16 protein-coding genes and 1 pseudogene are annotated in these 15,873 nt (G+C 69.8%); 11 read left to right on the top strand and 6 right to left on the bottom strand.

Going from position 1 to position 15,873, the window contains the following annotated elements; genetic code table 11:
* Positions 1-327 precede the first annotated feature (327 nt).
* Positions 328-1,053, top strand: coding sequence for a copper homeostasis protein CutC (locus tag GWK25_RS39685; RefSeq protein ID WP_215456338.1), 726 nt, complete (start codon positions 328-330; stop codon positions 1,051-1,053).
* 42 nt (positions 1,054-1,095) lie between these two features.
* Here the strand turns inward: GWK25_RS39685 and GWK25_RS39680 are convergent, their stop codons facing one another.
* Entirely contained in the window at positions 1,096-2,181 is a 1,086-nt protein-coding gene (locus tag GWK25_RS39680) for a hypothetical protein (protein WP_215456337.1), read from the bottom strand.
* 131 nt (positions 2,182-2,312) lie between these two features.
* On the opposite strand from GWK25_RS39680, the gene GWK25_RS39675 reads away from it, so the two are divergent.
* On the top strand, positions 2,313-2,828 hold the full coding sequence (locus GWK25_RS39675; protein ID WP_215456336.1) for a hypothetical protein: 516 nt from the start codon (positions 2,313-2,315) through the stop codon (positions 2,826-2,828).
* Positions 2,829-2,990: 162 nt separating this feature from the next.
* Here the strand turns inward: GWK25_RS39675 and GWK25_RS39670 are convergent, their stop codons facing one another.
* Positions 2,991-3,776: an NPP1 family protein gene (locus GWK25_RS39670; protein ID WP_215456335.1), complete on the bottom strand. Its 786-nt coding sequence runs from the start codon at positions 3,774-3,776 to the stop codon at positions 2,991-2,993.
* Positions 3,777-4,115: 339 nt separating this feature from the next.
* Between GWK25_RS39670 and GWK25_RS39665 the strand changes: the two genes are divergently transcribed.
* From GWK25_RS39665 to GWK25_RS39655, 3 genes are all read left to right on the top strand, one after another.
* Positions 4,116-5,372 carry a serine protease gene (locus tag GWK25_RS39665; RefSeq protein ID WP_215456334.1) on the top strand — a complete coding sequence of 419 codons (1,257 nt, stop codon included), beginning with the start codon at positions 4,116-4,118 and terminating at the stop codon, positions 5,370-5,372.
* Positions 5,373-5,486: 114 nt separating this feature from the next.
* Entirely contained in the window at positions 5,487-5,786 is a 300-nt protein-coding gene (locus GWK25_RS39660; RefSeq protein ID WP_215456333.1) for a hypothetical protein, read from the top strand.
* 209 nt (positions 5,787-5,995) lie between these two features.
* Entirely contained in the window at positions 5,996-6,637 is a 642-nt protein-coding gene (locus GWK25_RS39655) for a dihydrofolate reductase family protein (protein ID WP_215456332.1), read from the top strand.
* A gap of 21 nt (positions 6,638-6,658) precedes the next feature.
* On the opposite strand, the gene GWK25_RS39650 is transcribed toward GWK25_RS39655, so the two are convergent.
* Positions 6,659-8,623 (bottom strand): AAA family ATPase, encoded by a 1,965-nt coding sequence (locus tag GWK25_RS39650; protein ID WP_251830704.1) that lies wholly within the window; start codon positions 8,621-8,623, stop codon positions 6,659-6,661.
* A 409-nt stretch (positions 8,624-9,032) separates the two neighbouring features.
* On the opposite strand from GWK25_RS39650, the gene GWK25_RS39645 reads away from it, so the two are divergent.
* Positions 9,033-9,230, top strand: coding sequence for a hypothetical protein (locus GWK25_RS39645; RefSeq protein WP_184892567.1), 198 nt, complete (start codon positions 9,033-9,035; stop codon positions 9,228-9,230).
* A gap of 278 nt (positions 9,231-9,508) precedes the next feature.
* Positions 9,509-9,844: a hypothetical protein gene (locus GWK25_RS39640; protein WP_215456330.1), complete on the top strand. Its 336-nt coding sequence runs from the start codon at positions 9,509-9,511 to the stop codon at positions 9,842-9,844.
* A 64-nt stretch (positions 9,845-9,908) separates the two neighbouring features.
* On the opposite strand, the gene GWK25_RS39635 is transcribed toward GWK25_RS39640, so the two are convergent.
* A complete protein-coding gene (locus GWK25_RS39635) occupies positions 9,909-11,549 on the bottom strand; it encodes a DNA repair helicase XPB (RefSeq protein WP_215456329.1) in 1,641 nt (546 codons plus the stop codon).
* A 109-nt stretch (positions 11,550-11,658) separates the two neighbouring features.
* Between GWK25_RS39635 and GWK25_RS44930 the strand changes: the two are divergent.
* The 3 genes and pseudogenes from GWK25_RS44930 to GWK25_RS39620 all read left to right on the top strand — a co-directional run.
* Positions 11,659-11,778, top strand: a pseudogene (locus tag GWK25_RS44930) (recombinase family protein); the annotation flags it as partial.
* A 19-nt stretch (positions 11,779-11,797) separates the two neighbouring features.
* On the top strand, positions 11,798-12,352 hold the full coding sequence (locus GWK25_RS39625) for a recombinase family protein (protein ID WP_251829241.1): 555 nt from the start codon (positions 11,798-11,800) through the stop codon (positions 12,350-12,352).
* Positions 12,353-12,437: 85 nt separating this feature from the next.
* Entirely contained in the window at positions 12,438-13,067 is a 630-nt protein-coding gene (locus GWK25_RS39620; RefSeq protein ID WP_215456326.1) for a class I SAM-dependent methyltransferase, read from the top strand.
* Positions 13,068-13,140: 73 nt separating this feature from the next.
* Here GWK25_RS39620 and GWK25_RS39615 read toward each other — a convergent pair whose 3' ends face one another.
* Positions 13,141-13,911, bottom strand: a complete 771-nt coding sequence (locus tag GWK25_RS39615) for a DeoR/GlpR family DNA-binding transcription regulator (protein ID WP_215456325.1) — start codon at positions 13,909-13,911, stop codon at positions 13,141-13,143.
* A gap of 309 nt (positions 13,912-14,220) precedes the next feature.
* Here GWK25_RS39615 and istB point away from each other — a divergent pair, with 309 nt between their 5' ends.
* Complete coding sequence (gene istB, locus GWK25_RS39610) at positions 14,221-15,633, top strand: IS21-like element helper ATPase IstB (RefSeq protein WP_374200674.1); 1,413 nt, start codon at positions 14,221-14,223, stop codon at positions 15,631-15,633.
* Here istB and GWK25_RS39605 read toward each other — a convergent pair.
* Entirely contained in the window at positions 15,617-15,805 is a 189-nt protein-coding gene (locus tag GWK25_RS39605) for a hypothetical protein (protein WP_215456323.1), read from the bottom strand. The two genes, istB and GWK25_RS39605, sit on opposite strands and share 17 nt — an antisense overlap.
* Positions 15,806-15,873: the final 68 nt, after the last annotated feature.

The following is a 15,873-nucleotide window of genomic DNA, read 5'->3' as shown; positions in this document are numbered from 1 at the left end:
ATCGGCGCCCGTCTTTGATCGTGAGTGCCAGGCCCTCGAACTCCACCACATCCGCGAAGTGGTGCTCGTACGGCGACTGCCGCGCCGCCTCCAGGTTCCGCGTGAAGAACCCGTCCGCGGCCAGCACCTCGTCCGCCGTCCTCCCGAACTCCGGCTGCATCCAACTCCCTCTCGGACAGCCGGTCTTGTTGCTGCGCGCCGATTCGAGGGTAGATGCGGAGGGTGGTCGGGCGCGTGCCGAACGTGACGGCCGCGTCCAACAGCCCGGTTGTTGGTAAATTGGACTAGACCTGTTGTCGTCACGTGAAGCCCGAGGGAAGGGGCCCCATGACCACGCGCGCGCTTCTGGAGGTGATCGCCCTCGACGCCGAGGACGCCGTCGCCGCCCAGGCCGGAGGTGCCGACCGGCTGGAGCTGGTGGCGGACATGGCCGCCGACGGCCTCACCCCGACGGTCGCGACGTTCGTGGAGGTGCAGGCCGCCGTCGACATCCCCGTACGGGTCATGCTGCGGCTCGCGGACGGGTTCGCGGCGGGCCGGGTGGACGCGTTGGTGCGGGTCGCGTGCGACATGCGGGCGGCCGGCGCGGAGGAGTTCGTGCTCGGGTTCCTCGGGGAGGACGGCGGGCCCGATCTGGACGCGGTGGAGCGGGTGGTCGCCGAGCTGGACGGGCGCTCGTGGACGTTCCACCGGGCGATCGACCGTGCCGCCGACCGGGACGCCCTGCGCAAGCAGCTCGCCGACCTGCCGGGGCTGGACACGTATCTGACGGCCGGGTCGGGGCGGGGCGTGGACGACGGGATGCCGGTCCTGCTGGCGGAGGCCGCGAGACGTGGGGATCCCGGCTACACGCAGCGCCTCATGATCGGCGGGGGCCTCCGCCTCGACCACATCCCCCGGCTGCGCGCCGCTCGCGTCGACGCCTTCCACATCGGCGGCGCGGCCCGCCCGCACGGCTGGGGCGCGCCGGTCGCCGCCGAGGCCGTACGGGACTGGCGTGCGGCCCTGGACGCCCGTGTCGCCCGCGCGGGAGTCAGGGGCCGGGGCGACTGACGCACGGCACCGGAGACATGGGTTCCGTTCGGGGCCTCCGGGTCAGTGGCGGTCCATCGGGAGCGTCGGGAGCGTCGAGGGCCGGACCGGCCCGGCGGCCGTTCCTTCCAGGCCTTTCAGGTCGTCCTGCAACCGGGTCAACAGGGGCAGCACCTGGGTGCGGGTCATCTTGCGGACGCGTCCCTCGTGGGTCCAGGCGTCCACGGCCGTGGGGTCCAGGAGCACGATCTCCGGGGTCCAGTCGGGGCCGAAGCGGATGACGGCCCGCAGCAGGGTGGTCCATTTGAGGCGGTAGGGGTCGTGGAAGCCGGGGAGGGGCGGGAAGCGCGGCGGCTGCCAGTCGGGGCCGTGCACCTGGCGCAACTCCGCGGCCCGCGCGGTCAGTTCACGTTCGGCCGCGACGCGGAAGGCGTCGTACTCCCCCCGGACGTCGTCCGCCCGCCGGTCGCCGTAGAGCAGGACGAGAACGGACTCGGGGCGGCGCAGCCGCATCACCTCGGTCAGTTCCCACAGGGTGCCCTCGCTGGTGCCGGCCACCAGCAGGACCAGGCGGGCGTCGGTGATGAGCGAGGAGACGGTGGGCTGCCAGTCGTGGAGGGGGAGGTAGAGGCGGCGGGAGCCGGCGAGGGGGAGCGCCTCGTCGGGTTCGCCCACGGCGAGCGGGCGGCCGAAGGCGCTGAACGTCCGGCACACACCCTCCTCCAGCGTGAGCGAACTGCCGCTCACCAGCGAGCCGCCCACCCCCATCCAGCGGCTGAAGGCGTGCCGCATCAGGGTGCCGGTGGCGTCCTCGGCGAAGGGGCGCAGATAGAGGACGTACGGGCGCTTCCGTGCCTCGTCCATCGTCCGCACCACGGAGGCGTGATGGCGCCGCCCGTGCCGCCGCATGCGCAGGCCCACCACGAGGGAGACCGCGCCCCAGAGGCCGCAACCGGCGACGATCAGGACGTCCCGGACCATGGCGTCGATGCCGTTGACCGGAATGAACACCGTCTTGGTCTTGACGGCGGCGAGGATCACCAGCAGGCCGCCCCAGGCCGTCCCCGCCAGGCCCACGAGTCTCAACGCGCAGCCGAACAACGGGCGCTGGCGTCGTCGTGGAGTCCCGAAGGGAGGGTGATCGGTCATGAGGAACAACAGATCGGAGGCCGGTCGCGACGCGCAATCGAACAGCGGGATTACGGGTCGTGATTCGCTCTTTCGTGGCTCCCGAGGGCTCGTACAGCGGGGCTCCGGCGGGCGGCGGACATGATGGGCGGATGGCAGACCTCCACCACTCCCTGTGGAACTCCGACGTCGCCCCGGACAGTTACACGCCCGCCAACACCCCTTATCTGGGCGTGCTCTTCGAGCAGTACAAGCTCTGCGTCGAGACGGCCGACCGCGTCAGCGCGCGGCGAGGCGCTGCCAACACCTTCTTCCTGTCGCTCAACAGCGCCATCGCCACGGCCATGGTCGGGGGGCTGGGGCCGCGGCCTGGGCGGGTGTCGGTGTGGCTGCTCCTAGCCGGTCTGCTGATCCTCGTCGGGCAGTGTCTCGCCTGGTACCTGATGGTCCGTTCCTACCGTCAGCTGAACACGGCGAAATGGGCGGTCATCGGCGCGTTCGAGAAGCGGCTGCCCGCCTACGCCTACTCCCGCGCCGAATGGGCCGAGCTGGGAGAGGGCGAGGACTGGCGCCGGTACGTGCCGCTGACCCGCCTGGAACAGTGGGTTCCACCCCTGTTCGTGGCCGCGTACCTGGTGGCCTTCCTGGCCCTGACCTGGGCCCCGTAGCCGTACGACCGGAAGGACGACGGCGCTGCGGGCCTGAAAAGCGAGGGGCGCAGCCCCCGCTTTTCAGGGGCGCGGGGAACTGCGCGAGAAGCCCCACCCACCCGCACCCGACAACGCACCCACACCCACAGCGCACCCACCCCGGCCAAGCCGCCCGCAGGGCTACGCGTTGGGGTCGAAGGCGATCCCCGACGGCTTGGCCTTGGCGAGGTTGGAGGCGAAACTCCCGTCCTTGAGGCCGAAGTTGGCGCTGCCGAAGTCGTGCGAGACGAGGATGTCGCGGACGCCGGCCGGGTAGCCGTTCCAGCCGACGAGCGGCGGGTACTGCCAGGTGCCCTTGTGGTTCTCCGGCGGCTCGTCGTTCGAGCCCGCGAGCCGGAAGCAGTGCGTCCGGATGCCGTCCTTGTGGTAGACGATCTTCGGATGCGTACCGTCCCAGCGGACCGAGGACGCGGCGTGCACGCTGAAGCCGCCGTGCGCGGAGGTCGAGACGTACTGGGCCGTGCCGTTCTGCACCCAGACCACGACGTGCTCCCAGTCGTGCCGGTGGCCGCCGATGCTGCTGCCCGAGACCGCCTGGTCCTTCTCGAAGTAGAGGTCGTACATGATCGCGCACCAGCCGTTGTTGCACTTGTAGCGCGAGTAGCCGTTGGTGTTGTCCAGATCGGACCGGTCGCGGCAGTCGCCGCTCAGTGAACCGGTGGGCTTCAGCCCGCCGTTGACCGTGCCCGTCGGTCCGATCGCGGGTGTGGAGTAACAGCCGTCCGTGTCGTAGTCGTACGCCGGCTGCCAGGTCGTCTCCAGGGCCTCCGCGTTGGCGGGCAGCGCGGCGGGCGGGGCCGCGAACGCGCTGCCGGCGACGCCGACCACCAGGGTGACGGTGGCGCCGAGCACCACGGCGGATCTGCGGAAACGACGCGAAGCGCGCGTGCGCGAACCTGTCTTCACTACGGCCTCCTGGGCCTGCCGCGGGGGATGGCGCATGCCGTGGCGTGCGTCATGGCATGCGCAGGTCAGATTGGCGCTACTCGCGGGTAGTGCACAAGGGGTCGGAGGTGTCGGAGTGATGAAGAATCAATCATTGTGAAAAGGCTGTGAGTTGTGGCCCAGGAGTGAGGGCGGGCGCGGACGCGCCACATCACAGGTAGATATCCGCCACGTAGTTGTTGTGTGCGAAGTCGCCGCGAAGGGGCTTCCGTAGATCATCGCGGGCTCCCGCGCGTGCATAGTTGTCTCGCCCCAGACAAGCGGGGGCATGACAAGTTTCATCACACGGGGACGGGCTCCATGCCATTCATACGCCGCCGCGGCCTCACGGCCGCAGCCGCCGTGATCGCCGCGGTCATGGTCACTACCACCGCCTGCAGCAAGACCGAGGAGAGCGGGGCCAAGGCATCCGACTCCACGACCGCCCAGGCGGACGCAGGCGACAACGTCGACACCGGGGAGAACGAGAGCGGCGGTGACACGACCGTCGGCGGCTTCAAGCTCCCGAAGGGCGTGCCCACCGAGCTCACCGGTGACGAGCTGCAGAAGTGGAAGGACGGTGGCTGGCAGGACTTCAGCGGCGACTGGGCCTCCAAGGCGGAGGACTTCGCCAACCCGTACATCGAGAACTTCTGGACGCCGGAGCGCATCGCCGAGGCCAAGGAGAACCTGCCGGACCTGCCGGCCATCGCAGAGGCGGGCAACACCGCCACCGGGGCCGGCAAGACCACCCAGGTCTGGCTGCCCGATGGCAAGGTCAAGAAGCAGCAGGCCAGCAGGGTCAAGGCCACGTACCACAAGTACGCGCCGCCCGTCGGCAAGCTCTTCTTCACCACGCCCCAGGGGTCGAGCGTCTGCTCCGCCGCGGTCGTGAAGGACCCGGCGCACCCGGGCAAGTCCAACCTCGTGTGGACCGCGGGGCACTGTGTGCACGCGGGCAAGGGCGGCGGCTGGTACCGCAACATCGCCTTCGTGCCGTCCTTCAACAACACGGGCAAGCTGAACATCAGCCAGGCGTCCGCGAACTACCGCGCGAGCAACGTCTCCCCGTACGGCGTCGCCTGGGCCGACTGGGCCACCACCTCCGGCACCTGGATCAAGGGCGGCGCCGCGAGCGAGGGCACCGTGGCCGCCGCGTACGACTACGCGGTGCTGCACGTGAAGCCGGAGAAGGGCTCCAAGTCCCTGGAGGAGCGCCTCGGTTCGGCCCTGCCGGTGTGGTTCAACGCCCCCGCCGCCAACAAGGTCAAGAACATGAAGGTGCGCGGCTACCCGGCCGAGGCCCCGTACGACGGCTCGAAGATGTACCACTGCCAGGGCGCCACCAAGCGCTTCGTCCTCGGCTACAGCTACCCGAGCGACTACCCGGCCCAGTACATGGTCGGCTGCACCATGAACGGCGGCGCCTCCGGCGGCCCCTGGTTCATGTCCCACAAGGGCCGCACCTACCTGGTCTCCAACAACTCCCTCAGCGACCGCTCCACGTTCATCACGGGGCCGCGCCTCGGCAAGAACGCGAAGCAGGTCTACCTGGCGACCAGCAACAAGTTCAAGTAGGCGAAACCCACGCGCGAACGGCCCCCGGCGACTTCGGTCCCCGGGGGCCGTTCGCGCGTGCACCGGAAGGGGACCGGTGATACTGACCCTTCGAGACAGAGTCGAGGGGGACCAGTGGCCAAGGAGCCCGCACCGAAGCATCTGACGATCACGATCGACTTCGATCTCCAGACCGAAGGATCGACCGTTCACTACCAGCGAGCCCGCGCGGCCTACGAGGCAGCCGTGGAAGCGGCGGTTCGCGAGGCCAAGAGGGTTCTGCCACCCGACAGCATCAAGGGCATCACCAGCGAGATCGACTGGTCCTACCGCTGGACGCGGGAGCGGGATGTGCAGTTCCGGCGGCCCGATCTGGTGGACGACGAGATCGAGGACATCAGCGACGAGGATTTCGTGTTCGAGGGCGAGGAGTGACACCGGGCGGGGCCCGGACGCCCATCCGGGTGGCCGTCGGACGGCCGACGGCGGCGGTGATGTCGCGGGAGTAGGCGAGGCGTGTCCTGGCGGCCATCATCTCCCTCATGACCGGGCCGACCGACCGGGCCGACCGGGCTGGACGGTCCGACAGGTCCGACAGGTCCGGTCGACGAACTCGGCCGGCGGATGAAAGGGAGTCACCAGCCATGTCACTCGCCCGCGTCCACAACTTCTCCGTCTCGCTCGACGGCTTCGGCACCGGAGAGGGCCTGAGCCGCGACGAGCCGTTCGGCCACGCCGGGGAGAGGCTGCACGAGTGGATGTTCGCCACCCGGTGGTGGAAGGAGGCCACCGGCGGGTCCGGCGGCACCGCCGGCCTCGACGACGCCTTCGCACGGAAGTTCCAACCCGGGGTCGGCGCCGAGATCATGGGCGCCGGGAAGTTCGGCTACCCCGGATGGCACGAGGACCCGGAGTGGAAGGGGTGGTGGGGGCCCAACCCTCCCTTCCACACCCCCACCTTCGTCCTCACCCACCACCCCCGGCCGTCGATCGAGATGGAGGGCGGCACGACGTTCCACTTCCTCGACGCCGCCCCCGCCGAGGCGCTGGAGGCGGCCCGCGAGGCCGCGGGAGGCCAGGACGTACGCATCGGCGGCGGGGTCACCGTGATCCGGGACTTCTTCGCCGCCGGGCTCATCGACCACATGCACGTCGTGGTGGTCCCCGTGCTGCTCGGCCGGGGCGAACGTCTCTGGGACGGGCTGGAGGGCCTGGAGAAGGACTACGACGTCGAGGCCGTCTCCTCGCCCGGCGGGGTCACGCACCTGACGTTCAGCCGACCTTAGGGCCCTTCCGTCGGAAGGGGCCTAGACGAGCTGCGGCGGCAGCGGCGCCGAATGGGTCACGATCAGGCCCGAGACCGCTCGGGTGAGGGTGACGTAGAGGCGGCGCAGGCCCGTGCGTTCGTCCGGTTCGGCGTCGACGATCGCCTGAGGCTCGTCCAGGACGACGTAGTCGTACTCCAGGCCCTTGGCGAGTGACGCCGGGACGAGGGTCAGGCGGGTCTCGTGCGTCGTCTCCTCGCCGGGGGACAGATGGGCGAGGCCCGCCGCCGTCAGCGCCTCGGCGAGGGCGGGGACGCGGGTGTCGGCGGCGATGAGGCCGGTCGAACCCTCGTTGCGGAGCAACTCCTCGCAGGCGGCGATGACGTGGGAGTCGTCGGTGGTCGGGCGTACGTCGAAGAAGCCCGGGTTCTCGCGGACGGACGCCACCGGGGTCAGGCCGGGCGCGATGTGCGGGAGGAGCCGGGAGGCGTACGTGATCACGTCCGTCGGGACGCGGAAACCGGCCGTCAGCTCCTCCACATGGGCCTCCGCTTTGCCGAGGTGGGCCAGCGCCTCCTGCCAACTCCGCGTCGCCCAGGGGGTCGTGCCCTGTGCCAGGTCACCGAGGACCGTCGCCGAACCGGTGGTGCAGCGGCGGCCCACCGCCCGGTACTGCATGGGCGAGAGATCCTGCGCCTCGTCGAGGACGACATGGCCGAGGGAGTGCGTCCGCTGCACCAGGTCCGTGGCCTCGTCGACCAGGACCGCGTCGGCGGCCGACCACTTCACCGACTTCACGCTCCGCGCCGGCTTCGCCCACAGGATCGTCTTCTGCTCCTCGTCCGTGAGGATCCCGTCCGCGTGCTCGGCGAGGAAGTCCGCGTCGGAGAGCAGCCGCAGCACGAGCTTCGCGGGGTCGACGGGCGGCCAGATCGCCTTGACGGCCGCCTTCACCGCCGCGTTGCGCGCCACCGCGTCCTGCACCCGGTCGTCCGGCGCCTCCCCGGACCGCTCCATCTGCACCAGCACCGCGTGCGCGATCCGCTGCGGCAGCGCGTCCCGCGCGGCCCCGTAGCGGATGTCCCGGTCCAGCAACTCCCGCACGATGTCTTCGAGTTCGTACGCAGGCACGCGCCAGCGACGCGAACCCCGGACGACCACGACGGGCTCGGTGGGGAGCGTGACGTGCGAGCGCACCGCCCGGCGGAGCACCTCGGCCATCCGGGCGTCACCCTTGACGACGGCGGCCGCCGCGTCGTCCGTGCCCCGCACCTCGACATGGGCGACGAGGTCGTCGACGGTCGCCTGCTTGACCTCCAGCTCGCCCAGCGCGGGCAGGACCTGCTCGATGTAGTGGAGGAAGGAGCGGTTCGGCCCGATGACGAGGGTGCCGGTGCGGGACAGCCGCTCGCGGTGGGCGTAGAGGAGATAGGCGACCCGGTGCAGGCCGACGGCGGTCTTCCCGGTGCCGGGACCGCCCTGGACACAGAGGCTGCCGGACAGGTCCGAGCGGACGATCTCGTCCTGCTCCGGCTGGATCGTCGCCACGATGTCCCGCATCGGGCCGACACGCGGACGCTCGATCTCCTGCTGGAGCAGCTTGCTGGTGGCTGCCGCCTCGGCGGGGTCGGAGAGGTGCTCGTCCTCGTACGCGGTCAGGTCGCCGCCGGTGTACCCGAAGCGGCGCCGCAGCCCGACGTCCATGGGGTCGGTCCTGGACGCCCGGTAGAAGGGCTGCGAGACGGGGGCGCGCCAGTCGATGACCATCGGGTCGCCGTCCGCGTCGTGCACGTGCCGGCGCCCGATGTAGAAACGCTCCCCCTCCGCGCCCTCCGCCCGGTCCGCGCCGGGGGAGTGGAGGTAGTCGAGCCGGCCGAAGAAGAGCGGGGTGTGGCTCAGGTCCGCCAGGGCCTTGATCCGCTCCTCGATCTGGCGGGCCAGCACCTCCGCGTTCACCCAGTTCGCGGTGACGTCCTTGATGTCCAACGCCTGCACGTCCTCCCGCATCGCCCGCAGCGCGGACCGGGAGGCGGCGAGGTGGGAGCGCTCGCGGGAGAGGGGGTCGGCCGGGTCGCTGGGGGCGGCGGGGTCGGCGGTGGGCTGCGCGGACAAGGGGGTGCCTCCGGGGCCTGCGGGGAGCTGGGGGGTACGCCTGACGGCGGTGACCGACCGGTTTCCGTCCGGGCGGCGGCGCTCCACGGACGGGAGGCGGGCAAGAGCGGAGAGTGTAGGTGAGGGGAGGGGGCGGAAGCCAACGGATTTTTTTGCCGGCGCGTCCGCCGCACCCGCCGTACCCCTAGGGGGTCACTACACCGCCGGTATTACGGGGGAGCTGGACCTGAGGGGGAGCCGGGGGCTCAGCGCGTTCACTCCGGAGACCGACGCGGTTCGAAGGCGGGCGTTCCACCATGGAGACATGAGTGCAGCGACCTTCATCCCAGCCTCGGCCTCCGGCCGACCCGGTCCGCCGCCCGGCGCGACCGGCCTCGACGACCACCACAACCGCCACCGCCTCGCCGACGCCCTGCGCGCCGTCAAGGTCTTCGCGAGCGCCGCGTTCGGCGTCGTCATCCTCGGCGAGTACGCGGAGGAAGCGGGCGTACGCCGCCGGTGAACGCCGGGTTCAGCCTTTGCGCGTGAGCCGCCGACCACCCCTGCCCTCCCTGCCCCCTGCCTCCCTCCAGCCCGAGGACCCGGTTCCGCTGCCCGCACTCAAGGCGGCCCCGTCCTCGGTACCTCCACACTCTCCGCGTTCGCTCTTCGCCCCAACCCCCGTTACGGGCGCAAAGATTCAATGTGTCAGCATGATCGACAAGCTCCATCGACAAGCTCCGTCGATGAGCTCGATCGATCAGCTCAACGGAGCATGGATCAAGGAAACGGGGATTGTTCATGCGCTTCGCATCGCATCGGCTTCGCAGGACGGTGAGCGGCCTGACCGCCGCCACCGCGCTCGCCCTGGGCGTCACCCTCGTGGCCGCGCCGAGCGCCTCGGCGGTCGGCTCGTCCGCGTGCACGAAGAACATCAAGGACGCGACCTACATGGTCAACAACTACGCCGGTACCACCATGCAGTCGGGTCCGGGCTACAAGTACAAGGACGTCAAGTTCCTCGAACTCGGCACCGACGTGCGCGTGTACTGCGAGACGTACAAGAACGGCTACAACTGGTACTACGGCAAGGCCGGCAAGAAGAAGGGCTGGGTCGTCTCCAGGGACTTCCACTAGAGCGCCGACCGAGGAGGGTGCCCGGCGGCACACCGCCGGGCACCTCCCTCCGTCCGGTCCGGCCTCAGCCCTCCGCCAGCAGCTCGTCCGCGTCCATGATCCGGTACGCGTAGCCCTGTTCGGCCAGGAAGCGCTGGCGGTGCGCCGCGAAGTCCTGGTCGATCGTGTCGCGGGCGACCACGGAGTAGAAGTGGGCCTGGTGGCCGTCGGCCTTCGGGCGCAGGACCCGGCCGAGACGCTGCGCCTCCTCCTGGCGGGAACCGAACGTGCCGGAGACCTGGATGGCGACGGTGGCCTCGGGCAGGTCGATGGAGAAGTTCGCGACCTTCGACACCACGAGGACGTTGATCTCACCCTCGCGGAACGCGTCGAAGAGCTTCTCGCGCTGGGCGTTGCTGGTCTCACCCTTGATCACCGGCGCGTCCAGATGCGCGCCCAGTTCGTCGAGCTGGTCGATGTACTGGCCGATGACCAGGATCTGCTGACCCGCGAAACGGCGGACGATCGCCTCGGCCACCTTCCGCTTGGTCGCGGTGGTGGAGCAGAAGCGGTACTTCTCCTCCTGCTCGGCGGTGGCGTAGGCGAGCCGCTCGGAGTCGGTGAGGTTCACCCGGACCTCGACACAGTCGGCGGGCGCGATGTAGCCCTGCGCCTCGATCTCCTTCCACGGCGCGTCGAACCGCTTGGGTCCGATGAGGGAGAACACGTCCGACTCCCGCCCGTCCTCGCGGACCAGCGTGGCCGTCAGCCCCAGCCGCCGGCGCGCCTGGAGATCGGCGGTGAACTTGAAGACCGGCGCGGGCAGCAGGTGCACCTCGTCATAGACGATGAGGCCCCAGTCACGGGAGTCGAACAGCTCCAGGTGCGGGTAGACGCCCTTCCGCCGGGTCGTCAGCACCTGGTACGTGGCGATGGTGACCGGCCGGATCTCCTTCCTCGTCCCGCTGTACTCGCCGATCTCCTCCTCGGTCAGCGACGTCCGCTTCACCAGCTCGTGCTTCCACTGCCGCGCGGAGACGGTGTTGGTGACGAGGATGAGCGTGGTCGACTTGGCCTGGGCCATGGACCCGGCGCCGACCAGGGTCTTCCCGGCGCCGCAGGGCAGCACGACGACCCCGCTGCCGCCGTGCCAGAAGTTCTCCACGGCCTGCTTCTGGTAGGGCCGCAGCGCCCAGCCGTCCTCGGCCAGCTCGATCGGGTGGGCCTCACCGTCCACGTACCCGGCGAGGTCCTCGGCGGGCCAGCCCAGCTTCAGCAGGGTCTGCTTGATCTGCCCGCGCTCGGAGGGGTGCACGGCGACGGTGTCGGGGTCGATCCGCGCCCCGACGAGCGGAGCGACCTTCTTCGACCGCAGGATCTCCTCCAGCACCGGCCGGTCGGTGGTGGTGAGGACGAGGCCGTGCGTCGGGTGCTTGGAGAGGGTGAGGCGGCCGTAGCGGTCCATCGTCTCGGCGACGTCCACGAGCAGCGCGTGCGGCACCGGGTAGCGGCTGTACTGCACCAGCGCGTCCACGACCTGCTCGGCGTCATGGCCGGCGGCCCGCGCGTTCCACAGCCCGAGCGGAGTCACCCGGTAGGTGTGGATGTGCTCCGGCGCCCGCTCCAGCTCGGCGAACGGCGCGATGGCCCGACGGCACTCGTCCGCCTGCTCGTGGTCGACCTCCAGGAGCAGCGTCTTGTCGGACTGGACGATTAGGCAGGACACACATACCTCCGGAGATAGGGTCGTCTCATGACAGAACCAACGCCTGTCACAGCACGGGCTATGCCCCGTGCCCGACGCCGGAAAGGGCGTCCCGGCCGGCGCGCCGGGGATGCGCGCCGCTATCTATGTTCGCCTATCGCGCGAAACCGACGAGACGACTTCGCCGGAACGCCAGCGCGCGGCGTGTGAAGCGTTGTGCGAGGCACGTGGCTGGGAGGTCGTGGCCGCCGAGGAGGACATCGATCGGGATGCGGGTGTCCAGCGCGCACGAGCACCTGCGCCGCCAGGGCCGCTACACCGGGGGTCGGGTCCCGTACGGATACATGGTCGTCCCCAACCCCAACGGGGCGGGCAAGGTCCTCGCGGTCGACGAGGACGAGGCTGAGACGATCAAGCGGATCGTGGAGCGGGTCCTGACCAAGGACTCGCTCATGCAGATCATCAACGACCTCAACAAGGAGGGTGTCCCCTCACCCGGCCACACCTCGCGCCAGACCACGGGCAAGCGCAGCGACTCCAAGCAGTGGTACACGACGACGCTGCGCGGCATCATGCACTGGCGGCAAGAAGCTGGACACGTCGCGTCTGGCGGTGTACTTCGGCGAGGAGGGGCATATGCGGCGAGCGGCAGCGGCGAAGGAGAGCGAACAGGAGGCCGAGGCAGCCAACGGCCAGGACTGATTGCAGCCGCACCCGCGTGGGGGCACACCGCGGCCCCGATCAGCTCGGAAGGAGACAGCCTGGCGAGCAGTGCGCGCGGAGAAGGCGAGTTCTTCTCTGCATCACCGAAGGGTGCCCCCTGATCAGCTGACGGGACGATCAAACCCGAGAAAGCGCCGGAATGGATCCGGAGAAAGGGCGAACGGCGCGGGTGTAAGTTTCCTGCCCGTGTTAAATCACCAGGACGAGACCAGGGCGGCCTACGACGGAGTCGTCGAGCAGTATGCGTCGATGTTCACCAGTCGGTTGGAGACGATGCCGTTCGCGCGGAACATGATCGGCACCTTCGCCGAACTCGTGCGAGCCACAGGGAACCTGCGGGTGGCCGACGTCGGGTGCGGCCCCGGTCATCTGACGACCATGCTGCACGACTTGGGGCTGGACGCCTTCGGGCTCGATCTCTCCCCGGCCATGGTTGCCCACGCCCGGCGGGCACAGCCGATGCTGCGGTTCGACGAAGCGCGCATGGAGGCCCTGCCGATCGAGGACGGTGCACTCGGCGGAGTGCTGGCCCACTACTCGATGATCCATATCCCACCCGGAGAATTGCCCGCGCTGCTCGCCGAGCAGGTGCGTGTCCTGGCGCCAGGGGGTCTGCTCCTGGTGTCCTTCTTCGGGACCGAAGGACCGGAGCCGGTCCTCTTCGACCACAAGGTGACGCCCGCCTATGGCTGGCCGGTGGACCAGTTCGCCGGATTGCTGGCCGGGGCCGGGCTCGTCACGTTCGCCCGGCTGCTTCACGACCCGGTGTCCGAGCGAGGCTTCCTCGACACCCACTTGCTGGCCCGCCGCCCGTAGGACGTGACCCCGGACGAGGACGGGTCGGCGGGTCGGCGGGTCGGCGGGTCGGCGGGTCGAGGCATCGTCTCTGTCAGCCGTCGACAGTGGCCGTAGCTGTCGTCACGACCCTCACACCCGCTTCCCGCAGAGCCATGCAGGTCGCATCGTCCTCGGACGCATCGGTGATGATCACGTCCAGGTCCCCGGGACCGCAGATCTTGACCATGCCGGTTCCGGGAAACTTGGTCTTGTCAGCCAAGAGCGCCACCTTGTCGCTAGCGGCGATCATGGCGCGGCGGGCGGGCACCTCGGCCACTGTGGTGTCCATGACCTGACCCCCAGGCCGGAGGCCGCAAGCACCCATGAAGAGCCAGTCGGCGTGAACCTGGCGGAGGTTGTCCTCGGCCATGAAACCGTCCAGCATGCGGGACTCACGGATGACGATGCCCCCCAGCAGCATCAGATCGACGTTCTCGTCAGCTATGAGTTCGTCGTACACCGCAAGGTTGTTGGTGATCACGGTGATTCGCCGACCGCGCAGGTGAAGTGCAAGCCTGTGAACCGTAGTGCCGCTGTCAAGAATGACCGCTTGGCTGTCCTCGACCATTGCAGCTGCCCGGGCGGCGATGGCGTCCTTCTCCGCCACCTGCACTTCGGCAGCCTCGGCGAAGGGCGGCTGATCATCCTCGATGACTGCCCCGCCGTGGACGCGGGTGATCAGCCCGTCGGCCTCCAGTTTGAGGAGGTCCCGGCGGATGGTCGCGGCGCTGGCGTCAAGCTGCTCGGCGAGGTCGGCGACGGAGGCAGTGCCGCCGGAACGCAGGGACCGCAGGATGAGTTGGTGTCGTTGCTCAGCCAGCACGCAACGGACACTACACGCTGCCGCGTCGGGCAATCTGCTTATATCTAGCTGTAGTTGATGACCAGGCGGGGCCGGGCGGCGAGCTGACTGTGCCGGTCGCCCAGCCCACGAGCCGCGCGGATCAAGCCGCTGGAAGGCTCGCCGCCTCACCACCGCTGACGGCCCCGTCGAACGGCGACTCGGCCGGTCCGTCTCCCGGTGATGGCCGCACGTTTCTCTTCGCAGGGTTCCAGTCCTATTGGATGTCTATTCATTCCGATGAGTGGCTGGAATTCAGATTTGCGGTACGTGTTCCGAAGAATGCGAACCGTGCACCCTCCCACCCAGGCCGACGCCGCTGAACCGGTCACCCCGTCCGTCTCGCCGCAGGGCACCACACTCGGCTACGCGCTGTTCGCCACGCGCTGGCTCCAGGCGCCGCTGTACTTCGGCCTGGTCGCGGCGCAGGGGGTGTACGTCTACAAGTTCTTCAACGAGCTGTGGACGTTAATCGTCCGCTGCGTGAGCGGGAGCGCCACCGAGACGTATGTGATGCTCGCGGTGCTCAAACTGGTCGACGTCGTCATGATCGCCAATCTGCTGATCATGACGATCGTCGGCGGCTACGAGACCTTTGTCTCCCGTATCGGCCTCCAGGGCCACCGCGACCAGCCCGAATGGCTCTCGCACGTCAATTCCAACGTGCTGAAGGTCAAGCTCGCCACCGCCATCGTGGGCATCTCCTCCGTGCATCTGCTCCAGATGTTCGTGGACGTCCACCACACCTCCCAGCACGCGCTGCTGTGGGGCACGGTGATCCACATGGCCTTCATCGCCTCGGCGGTGCTCCTGGCGTACATGTCGGGGCCGATGCTGCGCGAGGACAAGGGCCACGGCTCTCACCACGACCCGTCCGGCGGCCCGAGGCCGCCGAAGACCCCGCACGGGCCCGCCGAGCCGACGGAACGCAGCGAGCCGACGGCGGCCGCCGCCCCCGCGAACTCCCGGGCGCCGCTGCCGATCCCGGCCCAGGCGACATCCCCCGAGACCCGCTTCACGCGGGGCGGGACGCGGCTGGTGCAGTACGAGACCTGGCGTGCGCCGTACCCGGCCGGGGGCGGGGGCGGCGCGGGTGCCGGTGTCGCGGGTGGGACCGGGGCCGGGGCCGGGACCGGGGCCGAGGGGCGGGTGCGGGCGGCCGGGTTCCCGGCGCGCAAACTGCTGGAGGAGTTCGACGAGGCGCACCCGCGCTCCTTCGACCGGCGGTTGCTGGCCCGGCTGAGCACCTTGGACTTCCTCGGCACCGGACGGAACGTCGTGTTCGTCGGCGCCCCCGGCACCGGCAAGACGCACCTCGCGATCGGTCTCGGCGTACGGGCCTGCCAGGCCGGACACCGGGTGCTGTTCGCGACGGCGACGGAGTGGGCGGCACGACTGGCCGGGGCACGGGCCGAGGGCAGGCTCGCCGAGGAACTGTCCGCGCTCGACGCCTGCCCCCTGCTGATCGTCGACGAAGTCGGCTACCTCCCCTTCGACACCGACACCGCCCGGCTCTTCTTCCAGTTGATCGCACACCGCTACGAGCGGGCCTCGCTGATCGTGACCAGCGACCGCCCGCTCGGCCGCTGGGAGGAGATCTTCGGCGGGGCGGCCCCGGCGATGGTGGACCGCCTCGCGCACCACGCCGAGATCGTTCTTCTCGAAGGGGACAGCTACCGGCTGCGCGTCACTTCAGCAGGCTGACGTTCTGGATCAGCGGCCCCTCCACGCCGATGCCCTCACCCACCAGGGTGCCGAGTTCGGGGAGGGGCAGCGGCGGGTTCGCGGCGGCCGGGGCGGCCAGAGCGCCCACCAGGACGACGGCTGCGGCGACGGAGACGGTGGACGCGGTCAGGAGCGTGGCGAGAGAGCGCATGCGTGGGTGTGGGCCTTTCGAGCACAGGGGTCGATCTCGATCGGACACAGGGTGGCTGCCCCGCGCGC

Origin of the sequence: Streptomyces sp. ATCC 21386 (genome assembly GCF_018728545.1) — a bacterium.
Classification (GTDB): Bacteria; Actinomycetota; Actinomycetes; order Streptomycetales; family Streptomycetaceae; genus Streptomyces.
The sequence above is the reverse complement of the archived record's forward strand: the minus strand, read 5'-3'. Positions and strand labels throughout refer to the sequence as shown.

Bases quoted from the DNA above. Each gene is read 5' to 3' on its own strand.
- GWK25_RS39685 (WP_215456338.1), top strand. From the start codon at position 328: ATGACCACGCGCGCGCTTCTGGAGGTGATCGCCCTCGACGCCGAGGAC.
- GWK25_RS39680 (WP_215456337.1), bottom strand. From the start codon at position 2,181: ATGACCGATCACCCTCCCTTCGGGACTCCACGACGACGCCAGCGCCCG.
- GWK25_RS39675 (WP_215456336.1), top strand. From the start codon at position 2,313: ATGGCAGACCTCCACCACTCCCTGTGGAACTCCGACGTCGCCCCGGAC.
- GWK25_RS39665 (WP_215456334.1), top strand. From the start codon at position 4,116: ATGCCATTCATACGCCGCCGCGGCCTCACGGCCGCAGCCGCCGTGATC.
- GWK25_RS39655 (WP_215456332.1), top strand. From the start codon at position 5,996: ATGTCACTCGCCCGCGTCCACAACTTCTCCGTCTCGCTCGACGGCTTC.
- GWK25_RS39650 (WP_251830704.1), bottom strand. From the start codon at position 8,623: ATGCGGGAGGACGTGCAGGCGTTGGACATCAAGGACGTCACCGCGAAC.
- GWK25_RS39645 (WP_184892567.1), top strand. From the start codon at position 9,033: ATGAGTGCAGCGACCTTCATCCCAGCCTCGGCCTCCGGCCGACCCGGT.
- GWK25_RS39640 (WP_215456330.1), top strand. From the start codon at position 9,509: ATGCGCTTCGCATCGCATCGGCTTCGCAGGACGGTGAGCGGCCTGACC.
- GWK25_RS39625 (WP_251829241.1), top strand. From the start codon at position 11,798: ATGCGGGTGTCCAGCGCGCACGAGCACCTGCGCCGCCAGGGCCGCTAC.
- GWK25_RS39605 (WP_215456323.1), bottom strand. From the start codon at position 15,805: ATGCGCTCTCTCGCCACGCTCCTGACCGCGTCCACCGTCTCCGTCGCC.